10 protein-coding genes are annotated in these 16,739 nt (G+C 74.0%); 4 read left to right on the top strand and 6 right to left on the bottom strand.

The genetic code is table 11. From position 1 onward, the window contains the following. Nucleotides 1-148: 148 nt before the first annotated feature. Complete coding sequence (locus M1P99_RS01115; protein ID WP_304450830.1) at nt 149-298, top strand: hypothetical protein; 150 nt, start codon at nt 149-151, stop codon at nt 296-298. On the opposite strand, the gene M1P99_RS01110 is transcribed toward M1P99_RS01115, so the two are convergent. From M1P99_RS01110 to M1P99_RS01100, 3 genes are all read right to left on the bottom strand, one after another. Continuing rightward, nucleotides 247-2,616, bottom strand: coding sequence for a bifunctional SulP family inorganic anion transporter/carbonic anhydrase (locus M1P99_RS01110; RefSeq protein ID WP_304450829.1), 2,370 nt, complete (start codon nt 2,614-2,616; stop codon nt 247-249). The genes M1P99_RS01115 and M1P99_RS01110 overlap by 52 nt on opposite strands. 326 nt (nt 2,617-2,942) lie before the next feature. Then, nucleotides 2,943-5,465 carry a hypothetical protein gene (locus tag M1P99_RS01105; protein ID WP_304450828.1) on the bottom strand — a complete coding sequence of 841 codons (2,523 nt, stop codon included), beginning with the start codon at nt 5,463-5,465 and terminating at the stop codon, nt 2,943-2,945. A 345-nt stretch (nt 5,466-5,810) separates the two neighbouring features. After that, the gene (locus M1P99_RS01100; protein WP_304450827.1) at nt 5,811-6,524 is read right to left on the bottom strand and encodes a YbhB/YbcL family Raf kinase inhibitor-like protein; all 714 of its coding nucleotides are present in this window, start codon (nt 6,522-6,524) and stop codon (nt 5,811-5,813) included. A gap of 336 nt (nt 6,525-6,860) precedes the next feature. Between M1P99_RS01100 and M1P99_RS01095 the strand changes: the two genes are divergently transcribed. Then, on the top strand, nt 6,861-10,193 hold the full coding sequence (locus M1P99_RS01095; RefSeq protein ID WP_304450826.1) for a BTAD domain-containing putative transcriptional regulator: 3,333 nt from the start codon (nt 6,861-6,863) through the stop codon (nt 10,191-10,193). A gap of 100 nt (nt 10,194-10,293) precedes the next feature. Here the strand turns inward: M1P99_RS01095 and M1P99_RS01090 are convergent, their stop codons facing one another. Both M1P99_RS01090 and M1P99_RS01085 read right to left on the bottom strand, forming a co-directional pair. Beyond that, nucleotides 10,294-11,124 carry an ABC transporter permease gene (locus M1P99_RS01090; protein ID WP_304450825.1) on the bottom strand — a complete coding sequence of 277 codons (831 nt, stop codon included), beginning with the start codon at nt 11,122-11,124 and terminating at the stop codon, nt 10,294-10,296. After that, nucleotides 11,121-12,095 (bottom strand): ATP-binding cassette domain-containing protein, encoded by a 975-nt coding sequence (locus M1P99_RS01085; RefSeq protein WP_304450824.1) that lies wholly within the window; start codon nt 12,093-12,095, stop codon nt 11,121-11,123. Before M1P99_RS01085 ends, M1P99_RS01090 begins: the two co-directional genes overlap by 4 nt. 143 nt (nt 12,096-12,238) lie before the next feature. Here M1P99_RS01085 and M1P99_RS01080 point away from each other — a divergent pair, with 143 nt between their 5' ends. After that, nucleotides 12,239-12,826 carry a PH domain-containing protein gene (locus tag M1P99_RS01080; protein ID WP_304455520.1) on the top strand — a complete coding sequence of 196 codons (588 nt, stop codon included), beginning with the start codon at nt 12,239-12,241 and terminating at the stop codon, nt 12,824-12,826. Continuing rightward, the gene (locus M1P99_RS01075) at nt 12,826-14,781 is read left to right on the top strand and encodes a PH domain-containing protein (RefSeq protein WP_304450823.1); all 1,956 of its coding nucleotides are present in this window, start codon (nt 12,826-12,828) and stop codon (nt 14,779-14,781) included. The genes M1P99_RS01080 and M1P99_RS01075 overlap by 1 nt, the downstream gene beginning before the upstream one ends. 57 nt (nt 14,782-14,838) lie before the next feature. On the opposite strand, the gene sepH is transcribed toward M1P99_RS01075, so the two are convergent. Further along, entirely contained in the window at nt 14,839-16,173 is a 1,335-nt protein-coding gene (gene sepH / locus M1P99_RS01070; RefSeq protein ID WP_304450822.1) for a septation protein SepH, read from the bottom strand. Nucleotides 16,174-16,739: the final 566 nt, after the last annotated feature.

The following is a 16,739-nucleotide window of genomic DNA, read 5'->3' as shown; positions in this document are numbered from 1 at the left end:
GCCGTGGTGATGGCCCGCGTCCCGCACTCACCGGTAGATTGGCCCTGCGCTCCGTACCCCCGGAGAGTCCCGGGGCGCGTCCGTCCGTGGGCCGGCGTCGGGGGTCGACGGCCTGGCGGGCATCCGCGGTTACGGGAATGGGTGACTCTTGTTCGACTCCACCGTGTTCTGGGTGGTCCTGTTCGGCCTGCCGTTGGCGGCGATCGGGGTGATCGTCGCGCTCGCCGCCTACCAGGCCTCAGGTGTTCAACAGGACGGGCGTGACGACGCGCCCGACGACGACTCGTCCGCCGGCTGATCGCCTTCGGCCGCGCTCGCGCGCGGGTGCGGCACGGGAGCCGCGACGTCCTGGACGCCGAGGACGGGCGTGAACCGCCCCGTCCCGGTGTCCAGCAGGTGTACCCGGGCGGACTCCAGGTCGTAGTACATCCCCGTCAGCTCCAGCGTTCCCGATTCCACCCGCTCGCGTACCACCGGGTACTCGAGCAGGTGGCCGATCTGCTGCTCCACGTTCGCCTGGGCCAGACGGCGCAGTGCTTCGGCCGTGGGCAGTCCGGCCAGTGCGCCGGAGTAGGCGCCGACGTGGGCCAGGCTCGCCTCTCCGGTCGACAGCCATCGGCGCATGTACGCGGTGGCGGCGTCTCCCTGCTCCAGGTGGGCCCGGTCGAGCAGGGCCTGCATCGCGCCGCAGTGGGAGTGGCCGCACACGACGATGGAGGGCACCCGCAGCACGTTCACGGCGTACTCGATGGCGGCGCCCACCGATCCGTCACCGGTGGCGTCCGGCGCCGGGACCAGGTTGCCCATGTTGCGGACGGTGAAAAGGTCTCCCGGGCCGCTCGCGGTGATGAGGTTGGGCACCACACGTGAGTCGGCGCAGGTGATGAACAGCGCCGTGGGGTGCTGGCCGTGCGCCAGACGGCCCATGACCGACCGCATCCGGTCGGCGGTGCTGGCGTGGTACTCGCGGGCGCCGGCGGCCAGCAGGGCGAGAGGATCCACCTCCCGGTCGGCGTCTCCGCGCATGTCCCAGGGCGCCCAGCTGCGCGCCATGCCTCCGGGCGCGGTCTTGGCGGCCGGGGCCGAGCGGGCCGAACTGCGCGCGTACCACTGTTCGTGGACCTCGTCGATGTCGACGCTGCCGCCGGTGCGCTCGTGGTCGACCCGCCAGGCGTGGATGGCCTCGAAGGCGGCGTGGTCCATGAAGTCGACGTGCAGGTCGAGGTCGACACGGCACCCCGATGGAACGGTGCGCAGCACGTGGGCGAGCCTGGGCACCCCCAGGAAGGTGAGCGACCCGTGCACGGTGACGTGGACGCGGTCACCGGACTCCTCCGTGGTGACGGTGAGCTTGGTCAGGCGCCGCAGGGACACCACCATCGCCAGGGCGAAGCCGAGGAAGACCCCTTCGAGCAGGCCGAGGAACACCACGCCGCCCATGGTGACGAGGTAGACGCTGGCCTCGTGGTGCCGTCGCAGGTCCCGCAGGTGGGCCACGGAGACCATCTGCACGCCGATGAAGACGAGCAGAGCCGCCAGTGCGGCCATCGGGATCAGTTCGACCACGTGGGCGAACAGGGCGACGAACAGCAGGATCCACACCCCGTGCAGGATCGTGGAGAGGGGGCTGTGCCCGCCCGCGCGGACGTTGGCGGTGCTGCGCACGATCGCGCCGGCCACGGGCAGGCCGCCCAGGGCCCCGCTGACGGTGTTGGCCGCGCCCTGGCCCATGAGTTCGCGGTTGAGCATCACGCGGCGCCCGTTGTGGCGGCGGTCGATGGCGATCGCGGAGACCAGGGACTCGACGCTGGCGACCATCGCGACGGCGGCCACGGCCAGGGCGATGCCGTCCCACTGCCCGGCCTGGGGCAGCTGCGGCAGGCTCCAGGCGTCGGCCAGGGAGTCGGGAAGGGCGACGGTCTCGACCCGCCAGTCGCCCAGGGCGGCGATGGTGGTCGCCGTTCCCACGGCGACCAGGGCCGCGGGGATCATCGACGGCCGGAGGCGGCCCAGGGACGGCAGCCGGTTCCACCCGAACATGATGGCGATCGTGATGACTCCGACCGCGACGGCGGCGGTGTGGTTGTGGGCGATCTGGTCGGGCAGATCGATCAGGTTGGCCAGGGCCGAGCTCTGCGGGGCGCCGCCAAGCACCACGTGCAGCTGGGCGAGCGCGATGGTGATGCCGACACCGGCGAGCAGGCCGTGCATCACGGCGGGGGAGACGGCCAGGGCGGCGCGGGCGATCCGGAAGGCGCCGAGGGCGAGTTGGACCAGGCCGGCGAGCACCGTGATCAGGCAGGTCACCCGCCACCCGTAGGTCAGCAGGAGGTCGGCGATGATGATGGTCTGCCCGGCCGCCGGGCCGCTGACCTGCACCATCGAACCGCCGACGAGGCCGGCGACGATGCCGCCGACGGCGGCGGCCACGAGGCCGGCCATGAGTGGGGCGCCGGAGGCGACGGCGATCCCCAGGGACATGGGGACGGCGACCAGGAAGACCACGAAGGAGGCGCCGACGTCGGCGGCGATCCCTTTGCGGTCGGCGTGGCTCCCGGTGGACTCCGCGGGCTTCGGCGGAGGTGCGGGGTGTGCTCCCTGGGCGTCGTTGCGCATGGTGGCTCCGTTCGGGTTGGACCAGGCAAGGCGGGCATGGGCGCTCGGGGACGTCGGTGTCCGGAGGGGGGATGCGCGCGGCTCGAATCGACGCGAGAACTGCGAAGTGTGCCACGACAGTAACTAATTGTAGCCAATCTTCGTGACGCAGTGTGACTCACTGTGGGCCTTTCGCTCACTGTTGCCTCGTGTTCACATCCGGTGGGGACAGACCGGGACACAAGAACACCGAGGTGGCAGGGGAGTTCCCCGCCACCTCGGTGGTGTGAAGGAGTGACGCGGCCGTGGGACCGGCCCGGTCACGCGCGGTGGTCAGCCGTCGCGGATCAGCGGAACCGGCCGTCCTCGTAGCCGCCTTCGTAGTACTCCTGGGGGTAGCGGCGCGGATCACCGGTCGGCTCGGTCGGGTAGTAGCCCTGCGGCTGTGGCCCGGGGGCGTGCGGGTGCCCCGCCTCGGGGCTCCATCCGTCCACGGGCGCGTAGTCGCCGTAGTCGGGCTGCGGAGCCGGGTAGCCGCCGCTCAGCACGTCGGGGTGGCCGCCGCCGGGCGGCGCGGGGGGCGCGACGGGGTGCCCGTAGGGGTCGGTCGGAGGCGGGAAGCCGCCGTAGCCGGGCAGCACGTCGGAGTAGGAGGGGTCGGCGGGGTAGCCGCCCGAGGGTCCGCTTCCGGCGGCGTAGCCCTGATGGTCGGCCGGGGCGCCCGTTCCACTGCCGGGGAAGGTCGGCTCGGAGTAGGAGGGGGGTGCGGTCGGCCCGCTGTTGGGGAAGGCCGGCTCCGAATACGAGGGCGGTGCGGTCCGCCCGCTGTCGTAGGCCGAGTGCCCGTGGACGGGCGCCCCCGGTCCGGGCGCCACGGGCCCGGGAAAGCCGCCGGACGGGGTCGGGGCGCCGCCTGTGTGGTCACCGCCGGGTCGGCCGCCCCACAGTGGTGCGTTGCCCGCCTGGTCGGGGCGCGTGTGGTGACCCGTGTCGTAGGCGGAGCGCGTGTGGTCGCCGGTGTCGAACTCGGGGCGCCCGTAGGGATCGGTGCCGTAGGCGGGCCGGGTGTGATTGCCGGTGTCGAACTCGGGGCGCGTGTGCGTGCCGGAGTCGAAGGCGGGGCGCGTGCCCGTGTCGAACTCGGTCCGGGCGTACGCGCCGCTCTCGTGCGCGGGGCGCGTGTAGTGGCCGGTGTCGAACTCGGGGCGCCCGTAGGGATCGGTGCCGTAGGCGGGCCGGGTGTGGTCGCCGGTGTCGAACTCGGCTCTGGGGGATGCGCCGAAGTCGGCGCGCAGGTGGGTGCCGCTGTCGTAGGCGGGCCGGGTGTGGTTGCCGGTGTCGAACTCGGGGCGCGTGTGCGTGCCGGAGTCGAAGGCGGGGCGCGTGCCCGTGTCGAACTCGGTCCGGGCGTACGCGCCGCTGTCGTAGGCGGGCGGGGCGTGGCGTCCCGTGTCGAACCCGGGACGTGTGGGGTCGCCGGTGTCGTAGGCGGAGCGGGTGTGGCTACCGGTGTCGTACTCGGGTCGGCCCAGGGGGTCCGTGCCCTGGGAATCCGGCCCGAAGGAGGGGTCCTGGCGCCGCGTCGACGCGTAGCCTCCGGTCAATGGGTCGGGCGCCGCTGGACCGCCGTAGGACGGACGCCCGCCGGTGCCGCCGTCCGTTCCGCCCGGTAGTCCGGAGCCGCCCAAGCCGTTCGGCAGCCCGGGTCCGCCGGCCGGCCCCGTTCCGCCCGGCAGCGCGGAGCCGCTCGCCCCCGGCAGGTTCGAGCGCCGGTGTCCTCCGGTGTCCATGCTGGACCAGATCGGCGAACCCCCGCTCGGCTCCTGTGAGGGCAGGGGCGGTCTGAAGTCCGGCGCGAGCGGGTCGGTCGTCCCCGACCGCTCCGTTCCGCCGCTCCAACCCGAGCCCGTGGAGCCGTACCCGGCGTGGTCGGTGCGGCCGCTCGTCCCGCTGTAGCCGAGCGGGTCCGACAGTGGATCGCCCGCCTCCGGGGCGCCGCCCGAGCCCGGGCCGTGCGTGCCGAAACCCGCTCCGGTGCCGGTCGAGCCCGCGGAGCCGATACCGGCGCCGCCGCTGTCGCCGATGCCGGCGCTCCCGCTCGGGCCGCCGTGCCCGCTCAGACCGCTGCTCCCGCTCGTGCCGAGCGGATCCAGCGGGTCCACCGCCCGGGCCGTCGGGGCTCCCAACGGGTCCGGCGTGACCGGTGAGGAGGTCTCTGCGCCGCCGGTCGGCCACGATCCCGTTCCCGGGCCGCGGCCCGCCTCCGGCGCGTCGTCGTCGCTCGCCGCGGCGGGCGGATTCGATCCTCCGTGGCCCAGGCTGGCGAGCATGGCGAGGTCGTTCGTGGGGTCGGCGCCGGCGGGTGTCGAGGGGAGCGCGTCCGCGACGGGCGCGGCGTCGACCGCGCGGGTGGGAGCGTGCGCTCCACCGCCTGCGGGCGCGGGAGCGTCGTCCTCCTCCTCGTACTCCTCGTACTCGTCGTCCTCGTACTCGTACTGGGTGACGGTCGGTTCCATGCCGCCGCGCCCGTCCCGGTCCGGCTCCTCCTCGCCGTCGCCGAGGCTGGACCAGAAGCCGTTGTCGGACAGCGCGGAGTCGTCGTCATCCCAGTCCACGCCGCGCTGGCGCCGTCCCCTGGGGCGCCGCCCGCCCCCGCCGCCGTCACCGCGTGATCGCCGCGCGCGCCCGCGCGGCGCGCGTTCCTCGTCGTCCCGGCCCTGGTCGGGCGCCTCGCCCTCGTCGTGGTCGTAGTCGTCCTCGTAGTCGTCGTCGCGCGAGCCGAGGCTCAGCGCGCGCATGCCCAGCAGCAGAAGCACCAGGACGGCGAGCACGACGATGACGGCGATGATGATGATGACGGTGACGGTCATGTTGTACGCACTACCTTGGAGAGGTCGGCCGCACCCACCACACGCGTGGGGTCGGCTTGGCGAGGACCGGCCGAGGGGGATCGGTGGCCGCCGGGCCCGCGGGCCCGGTGCGGCCGGCGAGCCGGCCGTGGCGAATCCGGTGTGACCGCGCCGCGCGGAGGCGTGCGGCGGTCGGACGGGATTCGGTCAGCTGAAAATGGGTGAGGGGCACCAGGCCACTGTATGCCTTGTCGCGCCCTGTGTGCAGAGGGCGATGGGGGCTTCCTTGCGTGAATCCCTCCGGGCCCGGACGCATCGCGGGTTCACCCGCGCGATGCCCCTCGTTCACCTCACGAGTGGGCCATGTCACTCACTGGTGGTGGTCAGAGTGCCCCTGGCGATCGCGCTGTCGGCGATGGCCTCCAGGGTCCGGCTCAGCTCGGATCCGTCGGGCAGGTCCAGGGTGCCGCTGAGCGCGTACACCGTGAAGCGGTACTCGTGCGGGTCCCCCTCCTCCGGGCACGGCGGCAGGTAGCCGGTCCCGCCCGCGCTGTTCTGTGCCTGGCGAGCGTCGGGAGGCACGGTGCCCTGCCGGATCCCGCCCAACTGCGGGTCCACGTCGAAGAGCACCCAGAAGACCTCGGCCGCCTGCGGGTCGTCGACCACGACCGCGATCGAGCCCACGGAGTCCGGGTCGGGCAGTCCCGACCAGTTCAGCGGGGGAGAGGTCCCCTCGACCGTCTCCTCGGCCTCCTCCCCGGCCGCGCCCTCGTCGGACTCCTCGCCGGTGTCCTCTTCCCCGGTGTCCTCTTCCCCGGTCAGGCCCTCGCCGTCCTCGTCGGCGGGCGCGTCGGTGTCCGCGGCGCAGGTGTAGGCCGCCGGCAGCGCCCGGCCCTCCTGGACCAGGGGGCTGGTGACGTTGATGTCGCTGGTGACCTCCCCGCCCGGCGTGAACAGACCGCACCCCGTGGTCAGCGCGACTGCGGCCCCCGCCGCCAGTGCGCCCGCGCGCGTGCCGGGGAGGGAGCGGGGCGCGGGCCGCGCACCGGTGGTCCGGGTCAGAGGGAGGGCCGGGAACAATGGGACTCCTGCTGGGCTTTCGGGCCGACGTGGCCAAACTCGCTGTGCACCTGCCGCGGTGTCGGGTCGTTCCCGCGCCGCGTATGGGGGAGCGCGCGTGCCGCACCTCGACGGGCACCGGCGCACGTTCCTGAGCGAACCCTACTGCGGTCGGGCGCGCACTGCGGCTGTGACCACCGCCCCCGCGCGCCACGACGCCCGAGTACACGCGCGTCCCCCGTCCCCGGCGGTACTCCGCACGCGCCCCGCACGGCGCCGGCCGCCACGGCCGTGACCGCGTCCCCAGCCCTGTGCGCCGAGCGGGCGCCGGTCGTCGGCATCGGTCATCATGGGGCGGTGCGGTTCTCCATTCTCGGTCCCCTCCACGTCCATGACGGTTCCGGCCGTCCGGTATCCATCGGCGGCGCCCGTCTGCGTACCCTGCTGGTCCTGCTCCTCCTGCGCCCGGGACAGCGCGTGGCCACCGACACGCTCGTGGACGCCATCTGGGGCGGGTCCGCCCCGGCCGCCACCGGCAACGCCCTCCAGGCCCTGGTGTCGCGCCTGCGCAGGGTCCTGGGCGGGGAGGCCGAGATCCACGGCGACGCCTCCGGTTACCGGTTGGAGGTCGGTCCCGGGCAGGTGGACCTGACGGAGTTCGAGGCGCTGACCCGGCGGGGCCGCGCACACCTCGCGGCGGGCCGCCCCGCGGACGCGATCACCTGTCTGGGCGAGGCCCTGGCGCTGTGGCGCGGCCCCGCCCTGAGCGACCTGACCGCGCGCGGCATCGCCGAGGACACCGCGCTGCGGCTGAACGAGACCCACCGCATGGTGCGCGAGGAGTACCTGGCGGCCCTGGTCGCTCTGGGCCGCCACACCGAGGCCCTGCCCGAGGCCGAGGCGCTGACCAGGGCCGAGCCGCGCCGCGAACGCCCCGTCGAGCTACTGATGCGCGCCCTGGCCGGAACCGGGCGCACCGCCGACGCGGTGGCCGCCTACGACTCCTTCCGCGCCCGGCTGGCCGACGACCTGGGCCTGGATCCGTCGGCCCGGCTGCAGGACGCGCACCTGCGTCTGCTGCGGGGCGAGCTGTCGGCCGCCGAGCCCGTGATCGCCGAGCCCGCGGAGACCGCCCGATCGGCGCGGCCCGGTCCGCGGGCCGAGGAGCCCCGGGCCGATCCGCCCCAGCTGCACCTGCCCTCGACCCTCACCAGCTTCGTGCCGCGCGAGGCCGAGGTCGACACGGCCGTGGACCTGCTCGCCCAGGGGCGCCTGGTCACCCTGACCGGCCCCGGCGGGGCGGGCAAGACCCGGCTGGCCATCGAGACCGCCGCCACCCTGGCCGCCCGCGCCCCCGCACTGCTCTCGCGCGGCGGCTGGTTCGTCGGGCTCGCGCCCGTCACCTCCGGCGCCGACGTCCTCGACGCCATCGCCCTCGCCCTGGACCTGCGCGAGCACGCCGTCATGCGGGCCCGCGCGAGCACCACGCCCAGTTCACCGACCGAACGCATCGCGGCCTTCCTCGGCGACCGCCCGGCCCTGATCGTGGTCGACAACTGCGAACACCTGGTCCGGGAGGTCGCCCGGGCGGTCGAACCGCTCCTGGCGCGGTGCCCGGGCCTGCGGGTGCTGGCCACCTCCCGCGAACCCCTGGGGGTGCCCGGCGAACGGCTGTTGACCGTGCCCTCGCTGGCGCTGCCGCCCGCGGACGCCGACGTCGCCCAAGCCGTCGCCAGCCCCGCCGTGGTGCTGTTCACCGAGCGCGCCCAGGCGGTCAGCCCCGGGTTCGCGGTCACCCCCGGCAACGTCGCCCACGTCGTGCGCATCACCCGTGAACTCGACGGCATGCCGCTCGCACTGGAACTGGCCGCGGCCCGGATGCGCACGATGGCGCCCGCCCAGCTCTCCGCGCGCCTGTCCGACCGCTTCCGGCTGCTGACCGGGGGCAGCCGCTCGGTGCTTCCCCGGCACCGGACCCTGCGCGCCGTCGTGGACTGGAGCTGGGAGCTGCTCGACGACGCCGAGCGCCGTCTGCTGCGCCGCCTGTCGATCTTCTCGGGCGGTGCGACCCTGGACGCGGTGGAGCGGGTGTGCGCCGACACCGGGGCCGAGGGCACCGTGCACGGCCAGGACACCTGGACGGTCCTGTTCGCGCTCGTGGACAAGTCCCTGGTCATCGCGGACACCGCCACCCGGGACGACGCCCCGCCCCGCTACCGCCAGCTGGAGACCGTGCGCGCCTACGCGCTGGAGCACCTCGCGCGCAGCGGTGAGGAGGAGCGCGTCCGCGACGACCACGCCCGCTACGTGCGGGACCTGTGGCGCGAGTCCGACCCCCTGTTGCGCGGACCCCGCCAGACGGAGACGCTGGCACGGCTGAGCGTGGAAGCCGACAACTTCGGTCCGGCCATGCGGTGGGCGGTCGAGCGACGGGACGGCGACCTGGCTCTGGACCTGGTCGAGTACGGGCAGTGGTACTGGATGCTGGACGGCTCCTGGCGCCAGTTGTCCCGCTGGTCCCGTCCGGTGCTGGCGTTGCTGGGGGAGCGCGCCCCCGAGGGGCGCGCGGTCGCCTACGCCTGCGCCCGGTTCAACCTGGCGGCGGACACGGGCCTGTCCCAGGACGGGGTCGCGGTGCACGTGCGGCAGGCGCTGAGGACCTTGGAGGAGGCGGGGGAACGGGCCGAGCACCACCCCATGCTGGTGTACGGGCTCGTGTACCAGGCGGTGTTCGACGAGGGCACGGGCGAGGCCGTGGAGCGCCTGGAGCGCGCGGTCGACCAACCGGACCCGTGGATGGGAGCCACCGTGCGGCTCCTGCTGTCCCTGGTCGACTCCCTCCACGGCCGCGTGGACCGGGCCGTGGCCCTGATCACGGCCGCCCTGGAGGGATACCGTGCCTGCGCCGACCTGTGGGGGCAGTGCCAGGCGGTGCTGCAGATGGTGGAGGCCGTGCGGTACCAGGACCTCGACCGCTGCCTCGCGCTCCTGGACGAGGGCCTGGACATGGCGGGGAGCGCCGGCCTGTCCGGCAACGTGGCGGTCTTCCTGCTCCGCCGCGCCCAGGTCCGTACCGAACTCGGCGATCTCGAGGGCGCCCGCGAGGACCTGGACGCACTCGTCGACGTGGACACCGCCATCGAGGACGAGCACGTGGTCCCGTTGCGCATGGCCGAGGCGGCCTGGCTGTGCGCCAAGGGCGAAACCGAGCGTGCCCGCGGTGTGCTGGAGACGGCGGAGCCACTCGTCGCGGGCCTGGGAGGCTTCGCTCCCCTGTACGTCGAGCCGGTCGTGCGGAGCATGTCGGCGCTGATCGCCTGGACGGGGGGCGACGCGGACCGGGCCTGGCGCGAGACGGCCGCCGCGTGGTGGGCGAGCACACGCGGGGTGGGTCCGGTCGGTGCCGAGGTCCTGGACATGTTCGCCGTGATGCTGGCCGCCGACGAGCCGGGGCGCGCGGTCGCACTGCTGGGCTCGTCCACGGTCCTGCGCGGAGTGCCCGACACGGCCACACCGAGGGTCGTCCGGGCACGGGAGGAGTGCCGGCGGGCGCTGGGGGACGCCGAGTTCGAGCGCCTGCTGGAACAGGCGGGGCGGTCGGACGCCAAGGCCGTGCGGACTCAGGTGGGCGCGTGGCTGGCGCGCCTGCTGCCGGACACGGTGCCCGAGGGCGGACCCGGGCGGGACTGAGGCCGGTGTGCGCCGACACGGGGGCGGCGCCGCACCGTTCCGTGCGACGCCGCCCCGGGAGTACTACGCCCTCGCCGTCACCGCGCGGGGACCCGCACGCTCAGGTGCGGCGCCGGTAGGCCCACACCGCCAGCGGGAAGAACACCCCGACGAAGACGGCCGACCACAGCAGCGTCCAGGCCACCGGCCCCGCGACGTCGCCGCCCAGCATCAGGCCGCGCATGGCGTCCACCAGGTGCGTGACGGGGTTGTTCTCCGCCACGACCCGCATCCAGCTGGGCATGGTCTGCGGGTCCACGAACGCCGAGCTGCCGAAGGTCAGCGGGAACATCAGGATCATCCCGAAGCTCTGCACGGCCATCGGGGTGCGCACCATCATGCCGACGAACGCCGACATCCAGCACAGCGCGAACGCGAACAGCAGCACGACCGCGGCGGCGCCCAGCACTCCGAGAACCCCGCCCTCGGGGCGGAATCCGATGGCCAGGCCGACCACCAGCACCATCACCACGGTGATGGAGTACCGGACCAGGTCGCCCAGGATGGCCCCGATCAGCGGCGCCGACCGTGCGATGGGCAGCGACCGGAACCGGTCGAAGATGCCCTTCTCCACGTCCTGGCACAGGGCGAAGCCGGTGCCCAGGGTGGCGAACACGACCGACTGGGCGATGATGCCGGGCATCAGGAAGTCGCGGTAGGTCTGCCAGTCGCCCATCATCGCCTGTCCGAAGACGAAGACGAAGAGTGTCACGAACATGATCGGCATGAACGTGAGCCCGAGGACCTCCTCGGGGTTGGCCTTGATCTTCAGCACGCTGCGCCAGGCCAGCTGGAGGCCGTTCTGCACGGTGCTGACCGGCGTGATGTTGCCGGGCGCCGCCGGCGCTCCGGTGGGCAGGTCGGACCGTGACGCGCTCGTCACCGCGCTCATGCTCGGTTCCCTTCGTCCGCGGTGGCTCCCGCGGTCTCGTCTTCGGCGGTGTGGCCGGTCAGGGCGAGGAAGACCTCGTCCAGGCTCGGTTTGCGCAGCGACAGCTCGGCGACGGCCACGCCCTGCTCGTCGAGGCGGCGCACGACCTCGGGGAGTACGGCGGCGTCGGTCACCGGAACGCGGGCGCGCACGGAGTCGGAGGTCACCGGGCTGCTGGTGACGGCCTCGATGATCTTCGTCGCCAGGGGCAGCTGGGCGGGTTCGACGGTCTGCAGCTCCAGCATCTGGTTGCCGGCGTGGTTCTTCAGCTGCTCGGGGGTGCCCTCGGTGATCACCCGGCCGTGGTCGAGCACCATGATGTCGTCCGCCAGTTGGTCGGCCTCCTCCAGGTACTGGGTGGTGAGCAGGACGGTCACGCCGTCGTCCACCAGCCCGCGCACCACGTCCCACAGGCCGTTGCGGCTGTGCGGGTCCAGCCCGGTGGTGGGCTCGTCCAGGTAGAGCAGGGCGGGCCGGCCGACCAGGCTGGCCGCCAGGTCCAGTCGGCGCCGCATGCCGCCGGAGTAGGTCTTGGCCGGGCGCCCGGCGGCGTCGGAGAGCTCGAAGCGCTCCAGCAGTTCCGCGGAGCGCGCGCGGGCCTGGGACCGGTTGAAGCCGAGCAGGCGGGCGATCAGGACGAGGTTCTCCGTACCGCTCAGCTCGGCGTCGACCGCGGCGTACTGCCCTGTCAGCCCGATCAGGCGACGGACCTCGTGCGGTTGGCGGACCACGTCGAACCCGCCGACCTCGGCACGTCCCTCGTCGGGCCGCAGGAGCGTCGACAGGATGCGCACGGTCGTCGTCTTGCCGGAGCCGTTGGGACCCAGTACGCCCAGCACGGCCCCCGTTGTGGCCGTCAGGTCGACGCCGTCCAGGGCTCGCTTGCCCTTGAACTGCTTGACCAGGCCTTCCGCGCGGATGGCGTCAGTCATCAATCCTCCATCGTGAATGTCTGTCCCAAGTGTGCCGAGAAGGTCTGACAAATCACTGACACGGGCGTGAGCGCCCGGATGCGGGCACGTGTGTGTCCGGAGCCGCCAGGCGCCGGGAGAGCGGCCCTAGAATCGGCCACGTGATGAACACGCCGCCGCACGACCCCGCCCCTCCTCCCGGTGAACCCGCGCCGGACCCCGGAGCCGAGGGCGAGGACGCGGCCGAACTGCGTCCCCCGCTGCGCCGGGTCAGTCCCAGGGCGGTGGGTGTGTGGACGCTGCGGCTGCTCATGGGCTCGTTGTTCAACCTCGTCCTGCTCTCCGCGGCCGCCTGGGCCGTCTCGGCGCTGGGATGGGGGTGGGTGCCGGACTGGGCGCGCGAGCACGCCTGGAAGGCGCCGCTGGTCTACGCCCTGTACGCGCTGCTGCAGATCGCGATCGTGCCCTCCTGGCGGTACCGCGTGCACCGCTGGGAGGTGACCGACGACGTGATCTACACCCGGGAGGGGTGGATCAGCCGGACCTGGCAGCTCGTCCCGGTCAACCGGCTGCAGACCGTCGACCACACCCAGGGCTGGCTGGAGCGGCTCTTCGGTGTGGCGACGCTGAAGGTGCAGACCGCCTCCTTCGCCGGGTCCTCCGGCATCGAGGGGCTCGACGAGGAGGAGGCACGCGCGTTGAGCGAGCGGCTGGCCGTGCGCGCCGGAGCGCTGCGGGGGGACGCCACCTGATGGACGACGACGGCGGACGGCCCCGGGAGCCCCGGGACCAGGACACCGACGGCTGGGCCGTCCCCGGCAGCACGCCCAGCCGGGACGCCCGCCGCGAAGCCGACCAGGCCCCCTCGCAGGACCCTGCGCGGGGTCCCGTGCCGGACGAGGGCACGGGAGAGGGGCCCGGGAGCGGCGTGCCCCGCGCGGAGGCGGACGACGGCGCGCTCACGGCCCGTGGCGCGCTCACGCCCGGAGCCGCGCGCACGCCACGCGGTGCGACCCCGGAGGCGGACCGGGACGGCGGCGGGCCTGCGGGACCCGCGGACCGGGACGGTGGTGGCGACGGCGGTGCGGACACGTCCGGCTCCACGGGCCACGAGACCCCCGCGCGGGACTGGTGGGGCGGGGGCGACGGCTTCGCCGCGGCCGAGCCCGCCCGCCGACTCAGTCCGCGCAGTATGGTCGTCGGCCCGATCAACCAGCTCCGGAACCTGGTGGTGCCGATCGCCGTCGGCCTGTTCGTCGGCGGATTCAACCCGTGGGTGATCGGTGCCAGCGCCGCCGCCGTGGTCGCCCTGCTCGCGGGCGGGCTGGTGACCTGGCGGACCGTCTCCTACCAGGTGGGCGAGGAGCGTCTGGAGATCCGCAGTGGACTCGTCCGGCGCTCGCGCCGCACCATCCCCCTGGAGCGGGTCCGGGGCGTGGACGTCACCAGCACCCTGCTGCACCGGCTGCTCGGGGTGGCGGTGGTGCGGATCGAGGCCGCCGCCGGGGCGGGCGGCAGCGAGGACGGCAAGCTCGACGCCGTGGCCGCCGCCGAGGCCGAGCGGCTGCGCCGGGTGCTGCTGGACCGCCGGGCGGTCCTGGCCCACGGCGCGTCCGGGCCCGCCCCGGACACCGGGGCCCGCGCGGAGGGGGCGGCCCCCCGGGACTCCGAGGCCGGAACGGACTCCGGGGCCGGGGCCGACGCCGCGGTGACGCACTTCTCGATGCGGCCGTCGTGGTACCTGTACGGGGCGCTGAGCCTCGCCTACCTGCTCACCCCGTTCGCCCTGCTGGCGACGCTGTTCGGCGTGGTCCAGCAGTCGGCGGGCGACCGGGCCGCCGACTACGTGCTGGACTTGGTGACCACGACCGACCGCGGCCTGCTGACCGCGCTGTCGGCGGTGGCCGCGGGTGTGCTGGTGCTGCTGATGCCGGTGTTCGCGGTGGTCTCCTACGCGTTCACCCACTGGGGTTTCTCGCTGCGTGAGCGCGACGGGTCGCTGGTCGCCGAACGCGGTCTGTTCACGCGGCGCAGCGTGACCCTGGAGAAGCGCAGGATCCGCGGCCACGAGCTGCTGGACAACCCGTTGGAGCGCACGCGCAGGGCGGTGCGGTTGCGGGCCATCGTCACCGGGCTCGGCGACACCGCCAACCGCGCGGTCCTGTTGCCGATCGGGCCCCGCGCCACGGTCGACGCGGTGCTGGCCCGGGCGCTCACCCCCTTCCGGGGATCGCTCACACCCCATCCGCGCGCGGCGCTGTACCGGCGCTGGATCCGCGCGGTGGGTCCGTTCGCGGTCCTGGCCGGACTCGGCCTGGTCGTGCAATGGCCGTGGCTGGCGGTCACCGGGGCCGTGCTCGCGCCGCTGGGCGTGGTCCTGGGCCTGGACCGGTACCGTTCCCTGGGCCACGGCTACGACGGGACCATGGTGAGCGTGCGCACAGGGTCGCTGCGCCGCCGCCAGGCCACCGTCGAGCGTTCGGCCGTGATCGGGTGGATCTGGACGCAAACCCTCCTGCAGCGGCGCGCCGGCCTGGCCGATCTCCAGGTGACCGTGGGCGCGGGCGACGGCGGCTACACGGCCATGGACGCCTCTCAGCGCCGCTCGGTGGCCTTCGCCGCCGGCGTCACCCCGGAGATCGTGCGTCCGTTCCTCGTGCGGCCGCGGGCCGAGGGCGCCGGGACCGGAGACACGGCGGAGGGGTGACCGGCGGCCGTGCCGCGGTCACCCCTCGTCTCCTCGCGGTGGGGCCTGGCCCCGTGGCTACTCGCCCTTCTTGGAACCGAACATGATCTCGTCCCAGGAGGGAACCGAGGCGCGCCGGCCGCGTCCCTTGCGCTTGGGCGGGGCCGGCTCGGCGGCTCCGCTGGCCGGGGCGGCGACCGGCGGCGGCTCGGGAGCCGCGCGCCGGGGCGCGGCACCGGTGTCGTTCAGATCGATGGTGGCCCGTCGCCGGCGCGCCGGGCGGGCCTGGGCGGGCGGCTCGGCCGCGGGCGGCGCGGAGTCCTCCTGGCGTGCGGGCGGGCCGTCCTGGGGCCAGTCCGGCGCGGCTCGGCGGCGCGGCCGCTGTGGGACCGGCGGTTCGGACCGGGCGGCCGGGGCCGCGGGGCCAGGGGCCCGGTCGCGGTCGTCGCGGCGCGGCTCGGCGGGTGAGGGCCGGACGGGCTCCGCGGCCGGTTCGGCGCGGTGCTCGTACCGGTCGGCCTGCCGGTGCTCGGCGGCGCGGAGGCCGGGGGCCTCCTCGTGCGGCGGGTCCAGTGGCCTGTGCCTGGGACGGTCCGCCTCACGCGGCCGCTCGTTGCCGTGCCCGGGGCGCTCGGTCTCGCGCTCCCGTTCGGCGGCGGGGTCGGCGGCCGCCCGCAGCGGGTCGTCCAGCGGGGTGTCCCGGGTGAAGGGGCGGGACGCGGCGTCCAGGCGACGGTCGGCGGTGGGCGGGGTGTCCGTGCGCGCCGGTTCGGGGATCTCCCCGCGGCGCGGCAGGAACGGTGTGACGTTGGCGCCGGGCGCGGGAACCGGGTCCAGGGGGTCGGCGGAGGAGAACCGGGCGGCCTCCTCGTCGGCGGGGGAGACGCTGTTGTGTCTGGGCTCGTACAGCCAGTGCGCGACGCGCTCGGTCCCTCCGTGCAGGTAGACGAGCTTGAGCTGCCAGGTGCGGTCCTCGCGCTTCCACGAGTCCCACTCGGCGTCCCCGGTCTCCAGCTGGTGGGCACCGATCCGCTTGGTGACGAGTTCCTCCAGGGAGGGGCCGGGCGCGGCGTCGCCGTGCGAGCGCACGGTCGCCCGCTGGGCCTGCTGGGCGATGTACTCGCGCTCCTGCAGGACGGGCCCCTCGAACCAGCGGACCCGTTCGATCGGTATGCCGGAGATCTCGGAGATGGCCTCCGCGGTCTCGCCGGAGCGGATGCGGGCCTGGATTTCCTTGGGGCGCAACGGATTCTCCACTTCGATCTCGTACTGGCCGAGCCGGGAGAACTGGCCGCGTACAGCGGCGCGGAGGCGGTCGTCGACGGGCAGCATGAAACGGGTTCCACGGCCGGTGCTGGCGAGCACCAGGTAGGTGCCGTCCTCGCTCACGGCCACGAGGCGAAGCTCGTGCATCGCCCTCCCTTTCGCGTCCCGTCGAGGACCGGTCGCACGACCGGGCCCCCGCGTTCTCCAAGTCTGGTCGGCCGACAACGGTTCGGCCAGTACCGCGCCCGGCATGTCCGAACTGTGTGCCCGCCTCCCCGTCCGCGGCCTTCGCCACGGTGGGAGCCGCCCCGGACGTCCGGAGCGCTCACGGTCGCTTCCGGTGCCAATCTTGACACGCGGATCCGTCGGTGACGGGGAGCGGTCGTCGGGAATGTCGTCGTTCCCGCGTGAAGGCTCCGCGGTGATGGTATCGCTCGACTCCCGAATCGCCCCAGGCCCGGGAAAAACACCGATCTCGGACCGACTCGCTTACATGATCGTGCGCAAGCGAAGCAACTCGACACGCCGGGAGACGTCGAAAAGTGATGCTTGTGGTGACCTGTCGTGACTGGAACCCGGCGGGGCTTAGTCTGAGTTATCCGTCTATGGGCGCTATGTGGCTATTGGGTCACTCGGGCCATTCGGCCCACCATGCGTCCGCTCACCGACACCCCCACCGTGCTCTCGCGCGGGCGAAACAAAGGGAGGACGAC

This window comes from Nocardiopsis sp. YSL2 (genome assembly GCF_030555055.1).
GTDB lineage: Bacteria > Actinomycetota > Actinomycetes > Streptosporangiales > Streptosporangiaceae > Nocardiopsis.
This window is presented reverse-complemented; position numbering and strand designations above follow the sequence as displayed.